The following is a 19,283-nucleotide window of genomic DNA, read 5'->3' on the forward strand; positions in this document are numbered from 1 at the left end:
ACCCGAGGAGCGGGGCCGCAGGCACGACCGCCTGCGGCCCCGCCACGGCCGCTGTACTTCGGGGGACCTGTCTAGCCGACCCGGTGCGGTGACGGGCTACGGGTTGAGTGTCACGGGAGCGTGGTCCACTTCTGATTGTTCTGGCCGTTGCAGGTCCACAGGATGACCGGGGTCCCGTTGGCGGAGCCGGCCTCCTTGGCGTCGAGGCACAGCCCGGCGCGGACGTTGCGGACCGACCCGTCGGAGCCGGCCGTCCACTTCTGGTTGTCCTGGCCGTTGCAAGGCCAGACGACGACCGGCGTGCCGTTGGTGGTGCCCCGGCCGGAGGCGTCCAGGCACTTGTCGCCGTAGACGCGGATCTCGCCCCCGGCCCAGCTGGTCCAGAGCTGGTTGGCGGCCGTGTGGCAGTCCCACAGCAGCGTCTTCGACCCGGCGGCGGTGGCGGCGCCGTCCACGTCCAGGCAGCGGCCGGACCCGCCACCGCGCAGGCGCCCGGTGGTGGAGGCCAGCGGGCTGCCGCCGGTCATCTTGAACACGGCGACACCATGTGCCGGGACGCTCGCGGAGATCTGCCCGGAGGTGCTCGACGTGCCGCCGGTCCACAGGTCGGTGAGGGTGAACGGTCCCCCGGTCAGGCCGACCTGGGCGGCGGTGGCCGTGATGGTCGCGGTGCTGCTCCCTCGGTTGAACAGGCCCACGGCGACCGAGCCGTCGGACAGGCGCTTGGCGAACACCTCGGTGTCGCCGTCGTCGCGCACCCGGCGACCGCCCGCGCCGAGCGAGTCCTGGTTCACCGCCAGCAGGCGCGGGTTGCGCAGGATCGCGCTCACGTCACCGGACATGGTGCGGATGTCGTTGCCCGCGATGAGAGGGGCGCCCATCAGCGCCCACAGCGCGAAGTGGGAACGGGACTCGGTCAGTGACAGACCGGGGCGGCCGACGACGAGCATGTCCGGGTCGTTCCAGTGCCCTGGCCCCGACTGGGCCGCCAGGGGCGCGTTGATGTCCAGGACGTTGCCGACGCCCATGGGGTAGCTGTTGGTGTTGCCGTTCTGCCAGATGTCGAGCAGGTCCTCGGTCGTCCGCCACAGGTCGGCGACCTGTCCCCAGTCGTAGGTGGCGCCGGTGGGGGCGTGGAAGCTGTTCGGGTTGATGCTGTAGACGATCGGCCGGCCGGTGGCACGCAGGGCGTCGCGCATGGTCGTGAACTGCGCGACCTGCTCGCTGAGGGTGCCGCTGCCGGAGCACCAGTCGTACTTGAGGTAGTCCACGCCCCAGGAGGCGAACGTGGCGGCGTCCTGGGCCTCGTGACCCTTGCTGCCGGTCGAGCCGGGGTAGGTGCCCACGCCCTGAGCGCACGTTTTCTCGTTGGGCGCCTGGTAGATGCCGAACTTCAGGCCCTTGCTGTGGATGTAGTCCCCGAGGGCCTTCATGCCGCTGGGGAACTTGGTCGGGTTGGACCGCAGGTTGCCCGCCGCGTCGCGCTGGGGATCGAACCAGCAGTCGTCGACGACGACGTACTGGTAGCCCGCGGCCTTCATCCCGGAGGACACCATCGCGTCGGCGGCTTGGCGGACCTGGGCCTCGGTGATCCCGCATCCGAAGCTGTTCCAGCTGTTCCAGCCGAGCGGCGGGGTGAGCGCGGGGCTGCCCGGCGCGGCCTGGGCGGTCGTGCCGACGGAGGCCGTGACGCAGGCGCTCAGCGTCAGTGCGGTGGCCGTGAGCAGCCGCAGCAGTCGTCTGTGCAGGGGAACCATGGGGGGTTCCTTCCTGGCTCGCAAAGCATCAGGTGCTTCGCGAGCCTGATCGGCGGGTCAGGAGTGTGTGATCACGTGCGCGCGGGTCAGCGTCGCAGGGTGAGGAGGCCCGGCCGGTACGGCAGTTTCAGGTAGTCCGTGCCGTCCGATGCGGGGGTCCTGCCCTGGTACAGGAACTGCAGGTTGCAGGGGTCGACGGTCATGGTCTGGTCGGGATGGGTGCGGACCAGGTCGCCGTGGCTGATGTCGTCGGTCCAGCCGGCGCCGCTGTTGGCCTTGCCGGCGAAGGGGCTGCTCTCACTGCCGGCCTGCAGGGTCCACGGGCCGTTCAGGCTGGAGGCGGTGAAGGAGCGGAAGTAGCGGCCGTTCGCTCCCATCGCCTCGACGATCATGAGGTACTGGTTCTGACCCTTGACCTTGTAGACCTCCGGCGCCTCGAACAGCTTCTCCTTCGTGTCGCTCATGACCGTGGTGTACGACGAGCCGAAGCTGCTCGGGAAGTTGCCGATCGGCATCGTCGACTTGTAGATCTTGCCGTTGTCATCGGCGAAGAACATGTACATGTTCCGGTCGTCGGCGATCATGGTCGGGTCGATCGGGCCGCCTTCGGGCAGGCTGCCGGTGAACAGCGGCTGCGGGGCGGACCAGCCGTTGGGGTCGGTGGGGTCGCTGGACGTGCGGTAGGTGAAGGGCCAGGCGGTACCCCACCCGTTGGAGGTCAGCACCCAGATGTTCCTGGGCGCGAAGTAGAACAGTTTGGGCGCCACCGCCAGGCCCGGGCTCATCCCGGTCTGGGTGGCTGTCGCCATGTCCGACCAGTTGGTGAAGGGCCGGAACGCCATCGTGCCCCATGACGACCCGTCAGAGGTGGTCGCGTAGACCAGCTGCTTGCCGTTGTACGGCACGGTGGTGAAGTCCTTCAGCGCGACCCAGCCGTTCGACGGCTGCGCCAACGGGCCGGACGACGTCCACCGGTACGTCGACGGAAGAGCACACGTGTCGCCCGGCGGCGCGGACGGACCCGTCCACTTCTGGTTGCTGCCACCGTGGCAGTTCCAGAGTTGCACCACCGCGCCGTTGCCCGTGGCGCCGCCGCTGACGTCCAGACAGAGACCGGACTCCACGCCGACGATCGTGCCGTCGGAGTTCACCCGCCACTGCTGGTTCGCACCGCCGTGGCAGGACCAGATCTGCACCCGCGTACCGGCCGTGGTGGCGTGGCCGGGAACGTCCAGGCACTTGTCGCCGTACACGGTCAGCCGGCTGTCGTCCGTCAGCGTCCACTGCTGGTTGGTTCCGCCCGTGCAGTCCCAGATCTGCAGGGCCGTACCGTCCGCCTGGCCGGCGTTCGGAACGTCGAGGCACCGGCTGGAACCGGCGCCGCGCAATGCGCCGCTGGTGGCCGCCTGAGCCGGATGGGCGACGAGTGTCGCCGCCGAAGCGACCAGGGCCGCGAGCACCACGGACAACTGCCTTGGGCTGAAACCACGTCGGCGCATGGGGGTCTCATTTCTTGAGTGAGCGGACGTTCGTCATGTCGAACGGCGGTCGAACTGTCGCGCATGCAGGAGGGGAGAGAACGACGGCGATCGGCTTCGGCAGGGCCTCAGTTCCTCGCGACGCGCCAGCGGTTGTCGGCGGTGCCGTCGTCCGAGTCCTGGACCGCGAACGCGCCGACAGCGGTGGAGTTGTTCGCGATGGCGAGCAACTTGCCGCTGTGCACGTTGCGGATCTTGTAGGTCCCGTCACCCTGGTCGAGCAGCGTCCAGCGGTGGTCGGCGGTGCCGTTGTCCGCCCACTGCAGGACGGCCGCATCATCCGCCGTGGACATGTCCTGGACCCCGAGCACCTTGCCGCTGTGGGCGTTGCGGAACCGGAACCCGTTCCCGTCGGGGATCATCTGCCAGTCGTGGTCGGCGGTGCCCGAGTCGTTCCACTGCAGAGCGCGGCCGCCGTCAGCCGTGGACATGTTCTGGATGCCCAGCACGAGACCGCTGCCCACGTTGACGAGGCGGACGGTGCCGGTGGTACCGCTGGTGTTCCAGTAGACGGTGTAGTTGTGGCCGTGCGCGTCGTGGAACGGGCCCAGGGCGACGGTGGATCCGTCGGCGGTGGCGGTGAAGGCGAGTGACGTGTTGCCGGTCCGTCTGATCGACGACGTGTCCAGCTTCGGCAGGGAGTTGAGCGCGGAATCACCGTAGTGACCGGACAGGACCACCGGGCCGTAGGTGATCGCGGCGACGTTCGCGTCGTCGTTGGCCGCCCGCATGACGACCCGCATGGGCAGACGGACGGTGACCGTGTCGCCGGAGGTCCACGAGCGGGTCAGGGTGGCGTAGCTGCCGGGCGCGGTGGGGATGTCCTGCGCCACGCCGTTGACGCTGACGGTGGCCCCGGAGGTCCAGCTCGGGATGCGTATGCGCATCGCCCAGGTTCCGCCGGCGTTCCCGGTGACCCGCAGGGTCGTGGTGTCGCTCACGGGATAGGTCGTCGTCTGGGTGACGGTGATGCCGCGCTCCGACCAGTCGAGCACCGAGGGCACGAACATGTTCACGATCAGCGTGGTGTCGCTGCGGTAGTAGAGGGAGTCCATCAACCTGGTGTGCATCTCCAGGCCTGTGCCCTGGCAGCACCAGAAGGTGCCGTAGTCGGTGCTCCAGGTGCCGCCGCCCCACGCCGGGCCCACACCACGTCGGCCTCCCGGGTTGAGCGGGGTGAAGTAGGTGACGTGGCCGTGGTCGTCGGCCGGGTTCTGCTGGCCGATCATCTGGTTCAGCCACGCCTGCTCGTAGTAGTCGAACAGGGCGGCCCGATTCGGGTCCAGCGCGAACAGCTCCCGGGTGAGGGTGAGCATGTTGAAGGTGTTGCAGCTTTCGCACGTGTCCTTGTTCAGGTATCCGGCGATGGCGTTCGGGGCGCGGAAGTGCTCCGCCTGGCTGTTGCCGCCGATGGCATAAGTGTGGCTGTTGACGCAGATGTTCCAGGCATGGGTGGCGATGTCCCGGTACCGAGTGGTGCCGGTGGCCTTGAACTCCCGCGCGGCCCCGATCCACTTGGGAACCTGCGTGTTGGCGTGCAGTCCGCTGAGCTGATCCCGGTTGGCCGCCAGCGGGTCGAACACCGCGGCGTGATCGAACCGTTGGGCGACCGCGAGCCACCGCGCGTCGCCCGTCTGCTGGTAGAGGTCGGCCAGCACGGTGTTCATGCCGCCGAACTCCGTCTGCAGCATGGCCTGCATCTGCTGGGTGCTGAGCCGGCCGGTGCGCCGGTCGACCCACCCGGCCAAGGCGAGCAGGACGTCACGGGCTTGTGTACTGCCGATGTGGCGCCAGACGTCCAGCAGGCCGGTCAGGGTCTTGTGGATGGTGTAGTACGGCACGTTGCCGTTGCTCAGGGTCCGCTGCTCGAGAGCGGTGAAGTCGGACTCGGGGTAGCCGGAGAGATACCCGGCGCCGAACCCGGCGGCACTGTTGTTGGCCTGGCACTTGGCCAACTCCGCCACCATATGGATTGCCCTGTCCCGGCAGACGGTGTCCCCGGTGACCGCGTAGAGCTGCGCCCACGCCGTGAGGAAGTGCCCTTGGACATGGGTCCGGAAGGGGAAGCCCGGCGCGTCCCAACCGCCGTTGGCGGCAGCGCCGTTGGTGGACAACCGATGGTTGGCGCGGAAGTTGTACAGCAGCCGGTCGACATCGACGAACCGCAGGTAGTTCCGCGTACGGTCCTGGTTGTCCAGCCACCGGCTCGCGGTGAGCCGGACCTGGCCGAGTGCGAAGGGATGCGCGGACACCCCGATGTCGGCCCTCGCGGGTGGGACGGCCGCGTGGGCGGCGGAACCGCCGAGGAGGGATCCGGTGGCAGAGGCGGCGGCGGTGGCCCCGGCCACTTGCAGGAGGTGCCGTCTGCTGATGGGGGAAGACATTCTGCACCTTTCATGACGAGAGTCCGTCGAAGCCGCCCTGGGGGAAGGACAGCAGTGGTGGCTTGACTGGGTGTAGTGGGTCGTAGTGACGGCTGTAGGAAGTTCGCCGACTCCAGGGAGAAGGTGCCGCTGCCGGCGACGCCGGTGACCACGCGGAACTGCGAGTCGGCCGACGGCGAGACAGCTGGCGAAGACCGGTCGGTCGGCTGATCATGACCGGTGTTCCGGTGACGGTCCACGGGTGGGACATCCGTGCCATGCAGAGGGGAGCGCCGCGGGCGACGGACGGGTCGTGCTGCGCCCAGGAGAGATAGCCGGTGTTGCCGACGTCGAAGGTTGTCGGGGTGAAAGGAGAAGGTGTCCAGCGGCGGGACCCCACGCCCCTTCTCCGTGCAGGTCCCCGTGATCGGGTTCGTGGCCGTGCACCCCGTGTGCCGCGCGCACGGCGGCATGGGCGGTACCGGCCGAGACAAAGGTGGCGGCAGCGGAGCCGGTGATCACGCCGAGGACCGTTCGAAGGGCGAGCGCGCAGGCCTCACGGAATGCTCCCTCTGCAGCCGGTATTTCGAACGTCGTCCGTAAACTCGGCCAGAACATAGATCCTGCACCTGCCCGGGTCAACGCTTCAGTCACAAATGGCTGTTTGAGGTCTCGAAGGTGGCGGAGACGGAGGTTCCGGTGTCGAGCTCAATCAGGTCGACTGTATTGACGCACCCTGTTTCACTCGCCTACTGTCTGCCGGATCTCACGAACACCGTGCGGTATATCGCACAACGCGACTGACCTCACAGTGAGTTGATGGCAGAGGCTGCCCCGGCCGATCACCGGGAGGGAACGCTGTCGAGCCAACAACTCCGACGCCGGGTGTTCTGTGCGGCTTCACGCGAGCGCGCTGCTGTTTTGGCCCCCCGGCGTCGACGCCCAGCGAGGCCTCGAAAACGGAACCCGCCGCCGTCGTCTGCACCGCCGCTATGAGCGCGAGCGCGCATGGCGAACTGTGTGAGTGGGGGAGTCGTAATCCCGCCCCGATCACCAATCGAGATGCCGCCTGAAAGGAGAAACGCCAAGGATGGGTCGGGCTCGGACCCGGCGGTGTTCGGCGTTGTCCTCCCCCTGACGGCGGAGGAGGGAACGTCCGGCTCGTCGGCGGTAAGGGACGATCAGGCCGGTGCCCCAAAGAGTGGCTGCGATCAGTACCTCCACAGACGTCCTACGCGACTCTGACCACGTACTTGCCCTGGACGCCGCCCGCCTCCAGCGCCCGGTGTGCCGCCGCTGTCTCCTCCAGGGGGAAGACCGTGTCCACCGCAGGGCTCAGCTTGCCCTCGGCCACGTGGCGGGCCAGGTCGTCGAAGTCCGCCCGCCTGGGGTTGCCGCTGAAGAAGCGCACCCGGCCGTGTCCGTGGAGTGTGCTGGCCGCGAGGTAGCCGAGCGATGCGGCGGGCCGATTCAGGTCGAAGGCGATGGTGACCATGCGCCCTCCGGGGTTCAGCAGGCGACGGAAGGCCCGCAGATCGGTCCCCACGGTGTCCAGGACCACGTCGAAGCGGCCCAGTTCCGCCGTCCGCAGGGCCCGGTGGTCGACGGCCTTGTGCGCGCCGAGCCCGCGGACGAAGTCGAGGTTGGTTGCACGGGCCAGGGCCGTGACCTCGGCGCCGTACGCCCGTCCGAGTTGGACGGCGGCGTTGCCGACACCGCCCGCCGCGCCCCGGACGAGGAGTCGTTCGCCGGGGCGCAGCCCGGCTTTGTCCCGCAGCGCGGTGATGGCCGTGGTGGCCACCGGCAGCGCGGCGGCATCCACCAGATCAAGGCCGTCGGGGAGTCGGCCGACCCGCTCGGCGGACACGGTCACGTACTCGGCGGCGCTGCCGAACCCGGAGGTGCGGCCCAGGACCCCCCATACGCGGTCGCCGGCCGCGAGCCGAGTGACTCCGGCACCCAGTGCGGCGACTTCGCCGGTGAAGTCCAAGCCGACACGCTTGGGGAATGTCCGGCTGCTCAGGAGGCGGAGTCTGCCGGCACGGGCTGCCAGTTCGCCGCCGTTGACGCTGAACGCGCGCACCTTCACCAGGATCTCGCCGGGGTCCGGCTCGGGGCATGGCACGCGGCCCACGTAGAGCACATCGGGGCCGCCGTAGCGGTCGTACAGAACTGCCTTCATCATGCGGTCGTTCATCGTCCTGCCTTTGCTTCCGTGGGGCCGCACAGGGATCTGCCACCGACCGTAAGCTCTTAAGTGGACGCAATCGTCCGCTTGGACCGGAAGCGAGAGACAGTGATGGCGGAATCCTCTCGGATCACAGCCCCGGACGGGGTGCGGGCGGACGCCCGGCGCAACCGGGAGCGCGTCCTGGTGGCGGCCCGTGCGGTCTTCGCAGAGCAGGGGATCGACGCCCCGATGGCAACCGTGGCCCGACGGGCCGGGGTCGGCGTGGCGACGCTGTACCGGCACTTCCCGACCCGGGATGCCCTGGTGAGAGGCGCCTTCGCGCAGCAGATGGAGACCTGCGCGCGGGCGCTCACCGAAGCCCTGGCCGCCCCCGACCCGTGGCAGGGCTTCCAGCAGCTGGTCGAGACGGTCTGCGCTCTGCAACGGGAGGAACGAGGGTTCCCGGCCGCGTTCCTCGCGGCCTTCCCCGAAAGCGCGTCCGAACACGCGCAATCCCGGCAACGAGCCGAGCAGGACTTCACGACCCTGGTACGCAGGGCCCAGGCATCGGGCACGCTACGGGCCGATTTTCACCCTTCCGACCTCGCCGTGGTCCTGTTGGCGCACTGCGGTCTGGTGACCACCCTGCCGGATGATGAAGCAGCGTCCCGGCGCCTGGTGGCCTATCTGCTCCAGTCGTTCCGCACCGAGACGGCCAACAAGCCGCTGCCCCCGCCGAGTGCGCTGACACTGCGCAGCCTCCCGATTGCAGCTGACAGACCCCAGGGGCCGCGGCCCCCCAGAACCTGACATGAAACGGTACCTGCCGCAGGGCATGTCCGGTGTGTCTCGCCCGAGGCGGCCCTGGTCACTGCGTGCAGTGAACCCCGCTGTTCGAAGTATCGGAGTCTGCGGCCGTGTGGATCGTCCGCTGTACCGGCCCGCTACTCGCGCTCAGGCAGGCCAGCGCCTCCGGAGGGGCGCTGCTCTGATGGACCAAACCTCGGCGCCCACCCGCGACCGCGCCGTGGCCCGATTCCGGAAGACCTCCGCGACTGCCGCGTGAAAGGCGAGGGCTTCCCCTACGCGATGCTCGACGGCATTGCCCATCTGCGCCCTTCGAAGCCGGGACGACGTGGCGGCGCGGAAGGTCCCAGGTCGTCACCGGCGACAGGCCCCGTGTTCGCTCCGCCCGCTCCCCCCCCCGTCATGGGTAGGGCCCTGTGGTTTCACGCTGCGAAGGGCCGAATCTGCAATAGATGGAGTCGGTGGGCCGGATCCAGGAGCCACTCGATGTCGAGAGGGACGCTGCAGGCGGCATCACGGCTGAAGTGGCCCTGCAGCAACCGCCCTGCCAGCGCGAGACTGTCCAGACGCTGTTTGATCTCGGCATCGACATCCTGCATGGCGTCACCCAGGCTCACGGTGCGGCCACCCCCTTCGGCGGTGTTGTACTGGTGTTGCAGAGGCAGCGTGGAGCCATTGACCACCCGGTGCGGTGAGCCTGTGGCGAGGTTGATGCTCACGTGGCGGAAGTCGTCCGGTTGTGTGGGGTCGCAGGTGACCATCACGCCGCCGAACGCAGCTTCGAGGTGGCGGTGCACGACGACACCCATGTAGGCGTCAGCCGGTGAAATGCCCACTTGGTGGCGGAGCCGGACGCTGCGCGAGGAGAACAGGGAAGCCCACACCTGGCGTACGGCGTTGGCAAGTTGTGCGCTGTTGCTGATGTTGGAGACGGATTCGTATACTCCGGCGGCGGCGAAGCCCGGCAGGTCCTCCGCGTTGGAAGACGACCGCACCAGCAGGGGGCCACTGCCTGGCAGGTAGCGGTTGACGGTGTCGTGCAGGTTGCGGAGCATGGCGTCGGGCAGGGGGGTGTGGCGTACCAGGATCCGCACTTCGGCGCAGATGGCCTCGACTTCCTCGAAGGCTTCCGCCTCCAGAACGGTCTTCAGCCTGTCGAGGCGGTTTTGGATGTAGGGGGACTGAGCGAGGAAGCGTTCCTGGAACGCGAAGGGCACGGCTACACCGTCCGGGACGTCGATGGTGTCGGCCAGGAACGCTGCGGCGCGCTCGGCAAGGTCGTCCTCCCGCGCATTCGCAGGCGCGCCCAGCCGCTCGGCGAGCTGTTTCAGCAGCTGCCCGTACGGGGGCCTGGGGACGGTGAAGTACCGGGTCAGCCGCGCGGAGCCCTCCCGCAGCACGTGGTGCACTTCGCCCAGATGCCCTGCCTTGGTGCCGTATCCGAAGCGGTCGTAGGCGCGCAGCTGGGACAGCAGAAGGATGTCACGTTGCTCCATGCGCGGCGCACCGATCGTCACAGGCGCATGCGAGCGCCGCGCTTCGGTGTCGACTGGCTGCGCATAGGGGGTGAGCTTGACCTCGCCGAGGGATACCCGGTAGTGCACCCAGGCGTTCGCCAGACGGCCGGCCGTTACCCGGTCGGCGATGTCACGCACCACTGCGTTGGGTATGCGCCAGTTCGCCGCGAGTACGTTCGTGTGTGACAGCGGTGCGGTGGGGCGGCCGCTGATGAGTCCGGCGACCCGTGGGATGCCCTCGGGAATCACGGGCATGGCGAGGATGTCGTACCAAGCGATCGAGTCTTCCTCCAGAGCCTGACGGTAGGCCTCCTGTGAGGCGAAGTAGCGCAGTCGCCCGCAGACTTCCCCGACGTTCAGCGCCGCAACGTCGGAGTCCGTGTACAGCTGGTGCCAGGCGATGCGGGGCACCTCACCGGTGGGCACGTCGGCCAGGGCGGCTTCCTGTTCGTGGCTCGCGGGCTTGACGAAGAGCGGTACGGCGTCGTCGAGCCGTGCGCGAACGGTCTTGTAGAACTCGGTGAGCAGCTCGCGTCCCATGGTGTCGGTGTCATGAGTCTCCAGCACCAGGAACGGACGCTGCTCCGCGTTCTGATCGGCCGCTTTGTGATGCAGCGTGAGCGTCCCCAGCAGAAACCGCCGTTCGAGATCCTGATACACGCTGCGGCTCAGCGCAGTGACGTCCTGGGAGGTGCTGGTCGTGCCGAGAATGTGCCGGGTGATGTAGGGAAGGTGCAGTGCGTGCTCCGTACCGTCCAGGACATGCCACTCGTTTCTGTCCCGATCGACGACGATTTTCACATGATGGCGGCCCGCCAGGGTGCCGCACAGCTTGCGAAACCGAGCCAGATCCAGCACGCCAGAGTCCGCGGCCGGTGACTGGGGGGACCTCCGCGGCGCCAGACCGTCCGCCTTGCGCATGAGCTGCTGACAGTCCTCGAAGGCGGTTTCCGCGTCAGGCGCGGTGAGGTACCACACCGAAGCGCCGTCAGGGTCGTGCGTCGGTTGTCCCACCGCGTCGGCTCGTCTCTGGCGGGGAACCGACAGCGTGGATACCTCCCTTACCTCCTCAAGGATCGAGTGCCGTGACACCAGTGTCCGCCAGTGTGCAGTCGTGACATCCCGCCGTGCTTCCTGCCCTCCGGGGTACCTCGTGAGGACATGCGGTACGGGCAGCGAGGCAGCCGCACCCTGCCCGAGGACGAGCATGCGTTCGGGGTACACGACGTTGTCGCCGAGCAGGTGCCGTACGAGCATGCCGAGCATGTCCAGGCCGAAGACGTCCTCGGCCTGACGAAGGAGCAGGCCGCCGGAGAAACAAGCGGCCGCGTCGGTGACCCACAGGGCGCCGTCCGAGCCAAGTGCGATCTCGACATGCGTGCCACAGGTCTCCAGCCCCAATGCTTCGACAGCTCGGCGCGCCGTGCCCTCGATCCGGCGCTGAAGGTGCTCCTGCATGGCCACGGGCATCACGTTGGCAGGCTCCGTGAAGGGCATTACCGCCGGTACCCGGCCGCTCAGGCACAGCGGATGGTAGGTTCCGCCGGCGACAATGCCCTCCACGCTGACGCGCTCACCCCAGCCGGGTGCATCGAACCAGCCCCGCGTCGTCCCCGCGACGCTTTCCTCCAGCACAAACCTGGCCGGGCTGTCGAAGTCGCTGCGCGCCTCCTCGAGGCATGACCTGCGCACCGTCCGGCGCGCCAACTCGGCGCGCCGGAAAGCCTGCAGGCCTTCCGTGAGCGTGCCCACCGTCAGCTGCGCCGACCAGCCCATGGCACGGGCCGGTTTCAAAGCGAGAGGTGGACGCAGGCAGGCAAAGGCCTTGCGCACGTCCCTTTCATCGCTGATCTCGACGAATGCCGGCACCGGCACCTGGGCCGTTCGCCACAGGTCCCGCACAGGCAGTCCCCCTGGCTCGGCCACGGCCGCGCCAGGACCGGGCAGACCGAGCTGGCGGCAGGCCCGGGCCACCGGCGCCACGGCGCGGTCCGACAACGTGAGCACGGCCTCACACCCCACCTCGCGGGCGCGATCGACGATGCTCTGCACTATCACCTCATCGGCTGCCGGCTGCTCCACGTGCCTGAGCGAGGCAGCGTGTGACCCCGGCTTCTGTTCGTCCGCCGGTGAGGGTTCACTCAGAGCGAGCACATGCACCTCGGCAAGCGCGGCCACTCGGGCAAGAACATGGCTCAACGACGGCCCGCCGTAGGCATGCACAAGCAGCAACGAACGCAATGGAAGCTCCCTCGATGGTGTCAGGACGCCAAAACACCCCGCTACAGGGCCTGATGGCTGCACGCGAGGTGGCGACAAGGAAGCCAATCACTTTCGACACCAGCACCATGCCTAGCATCGTGGCGATGCATTTGGCATGCGCCAACACGTGTGGCGCGCGGCCCGCCTGGCAGTCACAGGTCTCGTAGGCCAGGGCGGGGTGACCGAGTTCTGCCGGAGTACCGCCACAATCGTGCCCAAGGAACCACGTGGCGGAGAAATTGGTCACTACCTGCAAGCTGTCCCACTGGGCGGTCGCCCCGGCCGCCTCCACACTGGGCAGGCTTGACGTGCGGGAACTGGATCCGGGCTACTCGGTCGAAACGTTCCCAACCCAAGGGTTGCAACCTGTGTTCCGTCGCCTCGACGGGCCGTGTGACGTCGATCGAACCCGCCCTGCCCATCGCTGCCGTACCTGACCACGCGGGAGCTCGTCATGAGGGCGGTGCGCCATGGTCGCCGTCGAGCTTCCGCTCCAACCGGTCGAAGCGCTCGTGCAACGCTCGGGTCGCCTCGGCGTACGCCTCGTGGACGGCCTCTTCGGTGTGGCGCACGACGTGGCTCCGGCGTTGTTGTTCCCGCCCGACGAACCAGGTCGCCAGCGCCGCGGTGACAAGACCGAAGGCAGTGATGCCGGCGACCATCACGGCCACGGCCACGACCCGCCCCCACGCAGTGACGGGATACAGGTCGCCGTAACCGACGGTCGTCGCAGTCTCGACCGACCACCACAGGGCGCGCGGATAGGTCGTCAGCTGAGCCCTCGGGGCGCCCCGTTCGGCGAGGACAGCGAGGTACGAACCAGCAAGGACCACGATCACCAGGACGACCGTTGCGGCGTACGCGGCCTTCAAGTGCAGCGAACCGGGTCGGCGAGCCAGCAGCAGCTCGACCACCCTGGCCAGGAGACCGGACAGCATGCGTGGCATGCTCCGCCATCGTCCGGGGCGACGGTGCGGCAACGCGCCGCGATGCGTCGGACCCACTCGAATGGAGGCGCTCGGGCCTCAGCGCGGGCGCGTGACGGGCCGATTCGCTTTGGGCACGACCGCACACCGAACGATCTGTGGCCCATGGCCGGCAAGCGGGAGATCGAGCGGTCTCCTCTGATCAGGGGAGGTGGGGTGTGTCCACCGCCTCGTCCGGGTGGCTCAGGGGCGCCGGTCTGCCGGTCGTGCACAGTGGTGGGCGGAAGGGTTTCCCATCCCGGACAGCCCGGGGACCAGGAGGGACACGGTGCACCAGAGCTCCAGCGGTGGCATTCGATGCCTCGGCCTCCTCACTCGTGACTGTCGTCAGGCCCCTCGGCGGTAACAGACGTGCGGCCGGTAGAAGCCGGTCACCCAGCATCAGGCCATCGCCCGGTGGCGTGTCCCTTCGAGGGGCCTGCGGTCGCGTCATCACCACCGAGCGCCGAGATCGGAATTCCATCCACCATGCTTGTCAGGTTTTTTAATGATCGATCCAGATGTGCGCTGTGGGCCGTTTCCGCGGCCATGTTCTGCGTGTCGCTGGACTTCTTCGCGCTGAATCTTGCCCTGCCGCGTATGAGCGCCGACCTGCACGCCTCGCCCGCCGGGATGCAGTGGGTCCTCAGTGGCTACTTGCTCGCCTCGGGTGCGCTGATGATCGCCGGTGGCCGGCTCGGGGACCTGTTCGGGCACCGCCGACTGCTCATCGCGGGCATGAGCCTGTTCGGCAGCGCCTCGCTGCTGTGTGCGCTGGCCGTTTCGGCGCCGATGTTGGTGGCCTGCCGTGTCGTGCAGGGAGCGGGGGTGGCGTTCGTGATGCCCGTGGGCTTCGCACTGCTCACCCATGCGGTAGCGGCCGAGCGTCGGGCCAGGGCGAACGGCTTTGTGTTCGCAGTGGCCGGTATCGGGCTGGCCGCGGGCCCGTTCATGGGTGGTCTGCTGACCCAGACGGTCGGCTGGCGCTGGCTCTTCTTGCTCAACGTGCCGCTCGCCCTGGCCGCGATCGTGCTTGCCGGCCGGGCGGCGGAAACCCGACCGGCAAAGGCCTCCGGATCGGTGGACTGGCTCGGACTGCTGACGGTGACCGGAGCGATCGCCGGTGGGACCATCGCCCTCGACCGCGCGGCCTCCTGGGGCTGGGCCTCCCCGCGAACCCTCACGGTGCTGGTGACTGCAGCCGTGCTCGCAGCCGTGTTCGTGCGTGTGGAGTCCAGAGTGTCCTGGCCACTGGTCGACCTGACCCTGTTCCGCAACCGCATGTTCGTGATCATCACCGCGGGTGGGGCGGTCACCGGCGCGGCGGCCTCCGTCTACCTCTTCTCGGCCGGTCTCGACCTGGAGGAAGTACGCCACTTGTCCCCCGGAACGGCCGGCGTGACACTTCTGGTGCCGGCGGTGGCCACCGCGCTCGCCGGGCCGGTGGCAGGGCGACTGGACAAGATCGGGCCGCTGAAGGTCATGGCCGCCGCGGCGGGATTGGGCGGGGTCGCGATCCTGGCCCTGTCCCGCGCTGAGCGTCTCGCGCTGTACCTTCCGCTCCTGGCCTTGTGCGGCGGGGCGCTCAAGGTGGCCAACGCCCTCACTGTGATCGCCACCCAGAGCGTCATCCGGCCCGAACGCGCCGGAGAAGCATCCGGGGTCACGATGACGGCGATTGTCGCCGCGGGAGGCGTTGGCATCGCCCTGACAGGCAGCACGCTGCCAGAACGCGTGAGCACCGGTGCACTGCAAGGGCCACTGACCGTCACGGCCGCAGCTTGTCTGCTCACCGCCGGGGTGCTCGCGCTCTGCCATCACCGCCGAACAGCCACCACCGGCGACACGCTGGCCAAGTGAGCCACGCCGCACCGCGACGGCTCTGCCGGGTTGGGAGGAGAACCGTTCCGCTCTTCCTCTTCCTCCCAACCAGCGCACGACGCTTTCGGACATGAGAGGTGCGACTCCGGAAATGAGTAAGTGCGACCGACGCCTCTTGTTTGGACGAATTCTGATCCAAGTTTCATCAACAAGACGAGCAATTCAGAGATGCGACACAAGGAGGCCAGTACATGTCCAATAATGTAATGCGTGGAGCTCATAATGGCTCATTCGCCTGTGAGGCGAACACACTCCAGGCAGGCGCAGGATCATCATCGCTCCGGCCGTGAACACCTGAGGGCCGAGCCGTCCCTGGGCGCTCTCGAGAGATCCTGACTGGAGTGTGTCCGCCGGAGACTCCACAGTCGACAGCCTGGGGAGCCGCGTGGTGTCGATGAGCCGCGCGCCGATGTCGGCGCGCGATGGCTGATGTCCGGCCCCACTAGGGCGCCGACCGGCCCTGGTCGGCTCGAAGAGGTCGAGTGGGGTGGCGGGCTCAGCAGTCGGCGAGAGAGGAGGCGGTGTCGTTCTCGGTGGTCAAATCGACGTTGGTGGCTTGGCCGCTGTCGATGGTGCGGGGTGTGCCCTTGTAGTTGATGTCGGGGTACCAGCAGTAGCGGTTGTCGGTGGAGTTTGCGATGGATGATATGTGGTCGTTGAAGTTGATTCCGCGGAAGTCGTTGAGGTCCCATCCTGGACTGATGCCATAGCCGCCACCTTGGAAGTCGGCGTGTTGGTACATGCACAGCAGGCCTTGGGGGCAGACATCACGGCTGGTGATCTGAATAGGGCCTTGGGGTGTGGCGGGGGCGGTGGCGGTGGCGCTGTGGGGGGCCAGGAAGAGGGCGGCCGGCGCGAGGATCGCCACCGCGATGGTGAAGCCGGTGCGCAGATGGGCCATGGTCATCCTCCTGCCGTGCTGTTTGGTTGTCGCCCGTCGGCTGAGCGGCCGGCGCTGTTCGTGGCGTCGTGACGCATGGGTGGCGGACGCGATGACGCATGCTCTGTATCCAACGTGCGCCGGGTGTGGGGCGTGGTCAAGCCGGGACAGTAGGTGTCGCCGGTCGGCGGGTTGTTGATCTGGGGGCAGGCGTGGGCATGCCCCGGCCGCACCTGGGACGGGTGGAGGCGATCATCGCGAGGCGCCAGGCTGGGGCGCGGCCCCTTGCGTCCAAGCATTTCGCTGAGGCGCCCTCTGTGTCAGCTCGGGGGAGTGTCCGGCGTGTCCTGGAAGGGTCCCATGGCCATGCCGGTCGGGCTGGGGACATTCTTCATGGTTTGGACGACGGGAAAGTTCGCGGAGGTGACGTCGATTTCGGACAGGCTGTTTGATTCTTTGTTGGCGACCCACAGGCGTGAGCCGGCCGGGTTGACTGTCATTCCCTGTGGTTCCTTACCGACGTCGACATTTTTGATGACCTCGGCGTTGTCGTCGCTGATCACTGTGACGTTTTGACTGTTGGCGTTGGCGACGAAGACGAGATTGCCGTCCGGGGTGGTCGTCACCGCCTGAGGCGAGGCGCCGGCTGTGAGGGTGGCGGTGACCTTCCCGTTGTCGATCACCGATACCGTGCCGGCCGCCGAGTTGGTGACGTAGACGCGGTTGAGGTCTGGGCTGGCGGCCACGCCCCGGGGGCCTTGGCCGACCTTGATGGGCTTGCCGATCACCTTGTTGGCCTGGGTGTCGATCACCGATACCGAGTTGGAGCCGTAGTTCGTGACGTAGGCCAGGTCACCGGTCTGTGCGACTGCCACGCTGTAGGGCTCGGAGCCGACCTTGATGGGCTTGCCGATCACCTTGTCGGTGGCGGTGTTGATCGCCGAGATCGTGTTGGCGCCGTGGTTGGCGACGTAGAGTCGTGAGCCGTCCGGGCTGACCGCCAGGCCCTCGGGGTCGGAGCCGACCTCGATGGGCTTGCCGATCACCTTGTTGGTGCCGGTGTCGATCACGGAGACCGTGCCGTCGCCGCTGTTGGTGACGTAGGCCCGGGAGTGGTCCGGGAGGGTCGCTACGTTTTCGGGTTGCTGACCGACTTTGATGGTGTCGGTGATGGAGGGATACCAGGTGTTGATCACCGACACCGTATCCGCGTCGTGGTTGACGACATAGGCCATGTCACCGCTGGGGTCAGGGGCGGAGGCGGCTGAGGCGGGCGTGGTCATGGCGAGCGGGAGGGCGGCTCCGGCCAGTACCGCAAGGCCTGCTACGCAGGCCCCTACGTGCCGCCGCTTTGTTGTGCCCTTGCGGCCGCGGTTTCCGCCCCTCTGCTCCGGTGGCCTGGTTTTGGCGATACCCGACATCTGGGTCTCCTGTGGTGGACGAAGCTTTAGGGACGTTCCCGGCTCCACGGCGACGGGTGTCGCTTTACGGAGCAGCTCATTCCAGTCTTGCTCCCTGGGCGGTGCTGCGCAGTCACCGGTCGGGTCGCTCGCCGCGCAAGTTCGTCTCCGTCGCGGTTGCCTGCTCCTCACGGGCGCTCTCCTCCATCTGGGGGAGAGCGCCTCGCGGAACACCTGGGGGAGGGGCCTTTCGCGGGCCTGGCCTCGAGGGATGAGCCCGGGCAGGTGCTGGTGACTTGGCGCGGGTTTCTCGCGGACGCCGTGCATCGTCGCGTGCCCGGCTGGATTGCCCTGCTGGGCGGTGTTGCGTGCAGGGGTGGGGAGGGTGTCGCCCGCGGTGCGGGGCAGGTGGTGTCGTGGCTCAGGCGTGGTCGCTATATCTGATTGCGGTCATCGGTTGATGGTCTTGGAGGTGCCGCGGGGGTATCCGAGTGGTGACCTGCCGGGTCCGTCTGTCTTGCTGGAGGACTCGCCGCGGAGTGCCGAGGGTCCTCGGGCCGTGCATGTCGCGAGTGAAGGGGCACCGGGGATCCGGCGTAGCGCCGCAACAGAGGCTGGGTCCGTGGTGGGTTCGCTCGGAAGGCTTCGTGGGGCACGGCGCTTGGGGTGGGCTGGTCGTGGTGTGGGGGTGAGGGGGCTACTCCGGTTGGGTGTGGGGGTTCGCGGTCGGTGGGGGGTTGGCTGAGGGTGGGCAGTGCTCCGAGTGTGAGGCGTACGGATCAGGGGATCTGATGGGTTCGAGACTGCGAGGAATACTGCGCGGGGCGGCTGTTGTGCCGGTGCTGGCGGCGGTCGGTGTGGCCGGTGGCGCGGTGACGGCCGTGGCGGCGCCGCCGGGCTGGCTCGGGAGTGGGGCGGTGCCCCGCGGCGCGCCCGTTCATGATGTGCCGGCGTCTTTGTGCGTGGTCACGCCGACGCCGCATGTCAGTCCGTCTGTTACGCCGACGTTGCTGACGCTGTCTCCTCATCCGCCGGTGACGCCGGCGTTGACGTTGTTTCCTGAGGTGTCGGGTACTGCTACGCAGTCGGCGAGTCCGACGGGTTCGCCGTCGCAGACTGTGACGGGTTCGCCGACGCATTCTTCGTCTGCGCCGGTGCCCGTCACGCCGACGGCGCCGACGACGCCGGCCACGCTCAGTCCGCATCCGACGTTGGTGCCGTGTCCGGGTGGGCATGGCCATCATCTGGCGCGCACTGGTACCTCGCATGGGCGGGTTCTGGGGGTGTGGGTGATGGTGCTGGCGGGTTTGGGCGTGGGGCTGATGGCTGTTCGGTGTGTGGTGGGGTGCCGGGCGCTTCGTCGCTGACTGGCATGTCAGGTGGTGGGCGGTCGGGTCGGTGGGGAGTGGGGTCGGTGGGGGGCGAGGTGGGTGGGCTGCGGCTGGGGGTGTGTTTCTGATGCGTTGCCGCGGCTCTGCGCCGGGGGAAGGCGGGTGTGGCAGGGGGCGGGTGGGTGGGGCATGCTGCGCCCTGCTTCGGGGGGGCAGGGGGTTGGGGTTGGCTGTGGTGTGTGTGGGTGATGCCTGTGGCTGTGGCTGTGGGCTGTGCGGTTCCGGGGTGTTTGGGCTGCTGTCTTGTGTGTGGGGGGCGGTGAGCGGGTGCTGGTTTTTGGGTGGGTGTGGTGGTTTTAGGTGGGGGTGTTGAGTTCGGTGGGTGGGGTGCGGTGGGTGTCGATGGTGTGGG

General features: G+C 68.1%; 10 protein-coding genes and 1 pseudogene. 2 read left to right on the forward strand and 9 right to left on the reverse strand.

All coding sequences use genetic code 11. From position 1 onward, the window contains the following. Window positions 1-110: 110 nt before the first annotated feature. From ACIGAQ_RS09200 to ACIGAQ_RS09220, 5 genes and pseudogenes are all read right to left on the reverse strand, one after another. Window positions 111-1,757, reverse strand: coding sequence for a glycoside hydrolase family 27 protein (locus ACIGAQ_RS09200; RefSeq protein ID WP_399780576.1), 1,647 nt, complete (start codon window positions 1,755-1,757; stop codon window positions 111-113). 86 nt (window positions 1,758-1,843) lie between these two features. After that, window positions 1,844-3,256 (reverse strand): non-reducing end alpha-L-arabinofuranosidase family hydrolase, encoded by a 1,413-nt coding sequence (locus tag ACIGAQ_RS09205; RefSeq protein WP_399780579.1) that lies wholly within the window; start codon window positions 3,254-3,256, stop codon window positions 1,844-1,846. Between the two features lie 107 nt (window positions 3,257-3,363). Then, window positions 3,364-5,679, reverse strand: a complete 2,316-nt coding sequence (locus tag ACIGAQ_RS09210; protein WP_399780582.1) for a beta-L-arabinofuranosidase domain-containing protein — start codon at window positions 5,677-5,679, stop codon at window positions 3,364-3,366. A gap of 1,074 nt (window positions 5,680-6,753) precedes the next feature. Continuing rightward, window positions 6,754-6,849, reverse strand: a pseudogene (locus ACIGAQ_RS09215) (IS5/IS1182 family transposase); the annotation flags it as partial. Between the two features lie 40 nt (window positions 6,850-6,889). After that, window positions 6,890-7,855, reverse strand: coding sequence for an NAD(P)-dependent alcohol dehydrogenase (locus ACIGAQ_RS09220; RefSeq protein WP_399780585.1), 966 nt, complete (start codon window positions 7,853-7,855; stop codon window positions 6,890-6,892). 102 nt (window positions 7,856-7,957) lie between these two features. On the opposite strand from ACIGAQ_RS09220, the gene ACIGAQ_RS09225 reads away from it, so the two are divergent. Next, window positions 7,958-8,638: a TetR/AcrR family transcriptional regulator gene (locus ACIGAQ_RS09225; protein WP_399780588.1), complete on the forward strand. Its 681-nt coding sequence runs from the start codon at window positions 7,958-7,960 to the stop codon at window positions 8,636-8,638. Window positions 8,639-9,057: 419 nt separating this feature from the next. On the opposite strand, the gene ACIGAQ_RS09230 is transcribed toward ACIGAQ_RS09225, so the two are convergent. Next, entirely contained in the window at window positions 9,058-12,393 is a 3,336-nt protein-coding gene (locus ACIGAQ_RS09230; RefSeq protein ID WP_399780591.1) for a PEP/pyruvate-binding domain-containing protein, read from the reverse strand. Between the two features lie 473 nt (window positions 12,394-12,866). Then, window positions 12,867-13,352, reverse strand: a complete 486-nt coding sequence (locus ACIGAQ_RS09235) for a potassium channel family protein (protein ID WP_399780593.1) — start codon at window positions 13,350-13,352, stop codon at window positions 12,867-12,869. A gap of 516 nt (window positions 13,353-13,868) precedes the next feature. Between ACIGAQ_RS09235 and ACIGAQ_RS09240 the strand changes: the two genes are divergently transcribed. Beyond that, on the forward strand, window positions 13,869-15,239 hold the full coding sequence (locus tag ACIGAQ_RS09240) for an MFS transporter (RefSeq protein ID WP_399780596.1): 1,371 nt from the start codon (window positions 13,869-13,871) through the stop codon (window positions 15,237-15,239). A gap of 517 nt (window positions 15,240-15,756) precedes the next feature. Here ACIGAQ_RS09240 and ACIGAQ_RS09245 read toward each other — a convergent pair. Continuing rightward, window positions 15,757-16,161 carry a peptidase inhibitor family I36 protein gene (locus ACIGAQ_RS09245; RefSeq protein ID WP_399780599.1) on the reverse strand — a complete coding sequence of 135 codons (405 nt, stop codon included), beginning with the start codon at window positions 16,159-16,161 and terminating at the stop codon, window positions 15,757-15,759. 299 nt (window positions 16,162-16,460) lie between these two features. After that, entirely contained in the window at window positions 16,461-17,561 is a 1,101-nt protein-coding gene (locus ACIGAQ_RS09250) for a beta-propeller fold lactonase family protein (RefSeq protein WP_399780602.1), read from the reverse strand. Window positions 17,562-19,283: the final 1,722 nt, after the last annotated feature.

The organism is Streptomyces sp. NPDC085932 (genome assembly GCF_044540525.1).
GTDB classification, from domain to species: Bacteria; Actinomycetota; Actinomycetes; order Streptomycetales; family Streptomycetaceae; genus Streptomyces; species Streptomyces levis.

Bases quoted from the DNA above. Each gene is read 5' to 3' on its own strand.
- ACIGAQ_RS09200 (WP_399780576.1), bottom strand. From the start codon at position 1,757: ATGGTTCCCCTGCACAGACGACTGCTGCGGCTGCTCACGGCCACCGCA.
- ACIGAQ_RS09205 (WP_399780579.1), bottom strand. From the start codon at position 3,256: ATGCGCCGACGTGGTTTCAGCCCAAGGCAGTTGTCCGTGGTGCTCGCG.
- ACIGAQ_RS09210 (WP_399780582.1), bottom strand. From the start codon at position 5,679: ATGTCTTCCCCCATCAGCAGACGGCACCTCCTGCAAGTGGCCGGGGCC.
- ACIGAQ_RS09220 (WP_399780585.1), bottom strand. From the start codon at position 7,855: ATGAACGACCGCATGATGAAGGCAGTTCTGTACGACCGCTACGGCGGC.
- ACIGAQ_RS09225 (WP_399780588.1), top strand. From the start codon at position 7,958: ATGGCGGAATCCTCTCGGATCACAGCCCCGGACGGGGTGCGGGCGGAC.
- ACIGAQ_RS09235 (WP_399780593.1), bottom strand. From the start codon at position 13,352: ATGCTGTCCGGTCTCCTGGCCAGGGTGGTCGAGCTGCTGCTGGCTCGC.
- ACIGAQ_RS09240 (WP_399780596.1), top strand. From the start codon at position 13,869: ATGCTTGTCAGGTTTTTTAATGATCGATCCAGATGTGCGCTGTGGGCC.
- ACIGAQ_RS09245 (WP_399780599.1), bottom strand. From the start codon at position 16,161: ATGGCCCATCTGCGCACCGGCTTCACCATCGCGGTGGCGATCCTCGCG.
- ACIGAQ_RS09250 (WP_399780602.1), bottom strand. From the start codon at position 17,561: ATGTCGGGTATCGCCAAAACCAGGCCACCGGAGCAGAGGGGCGGAAAC.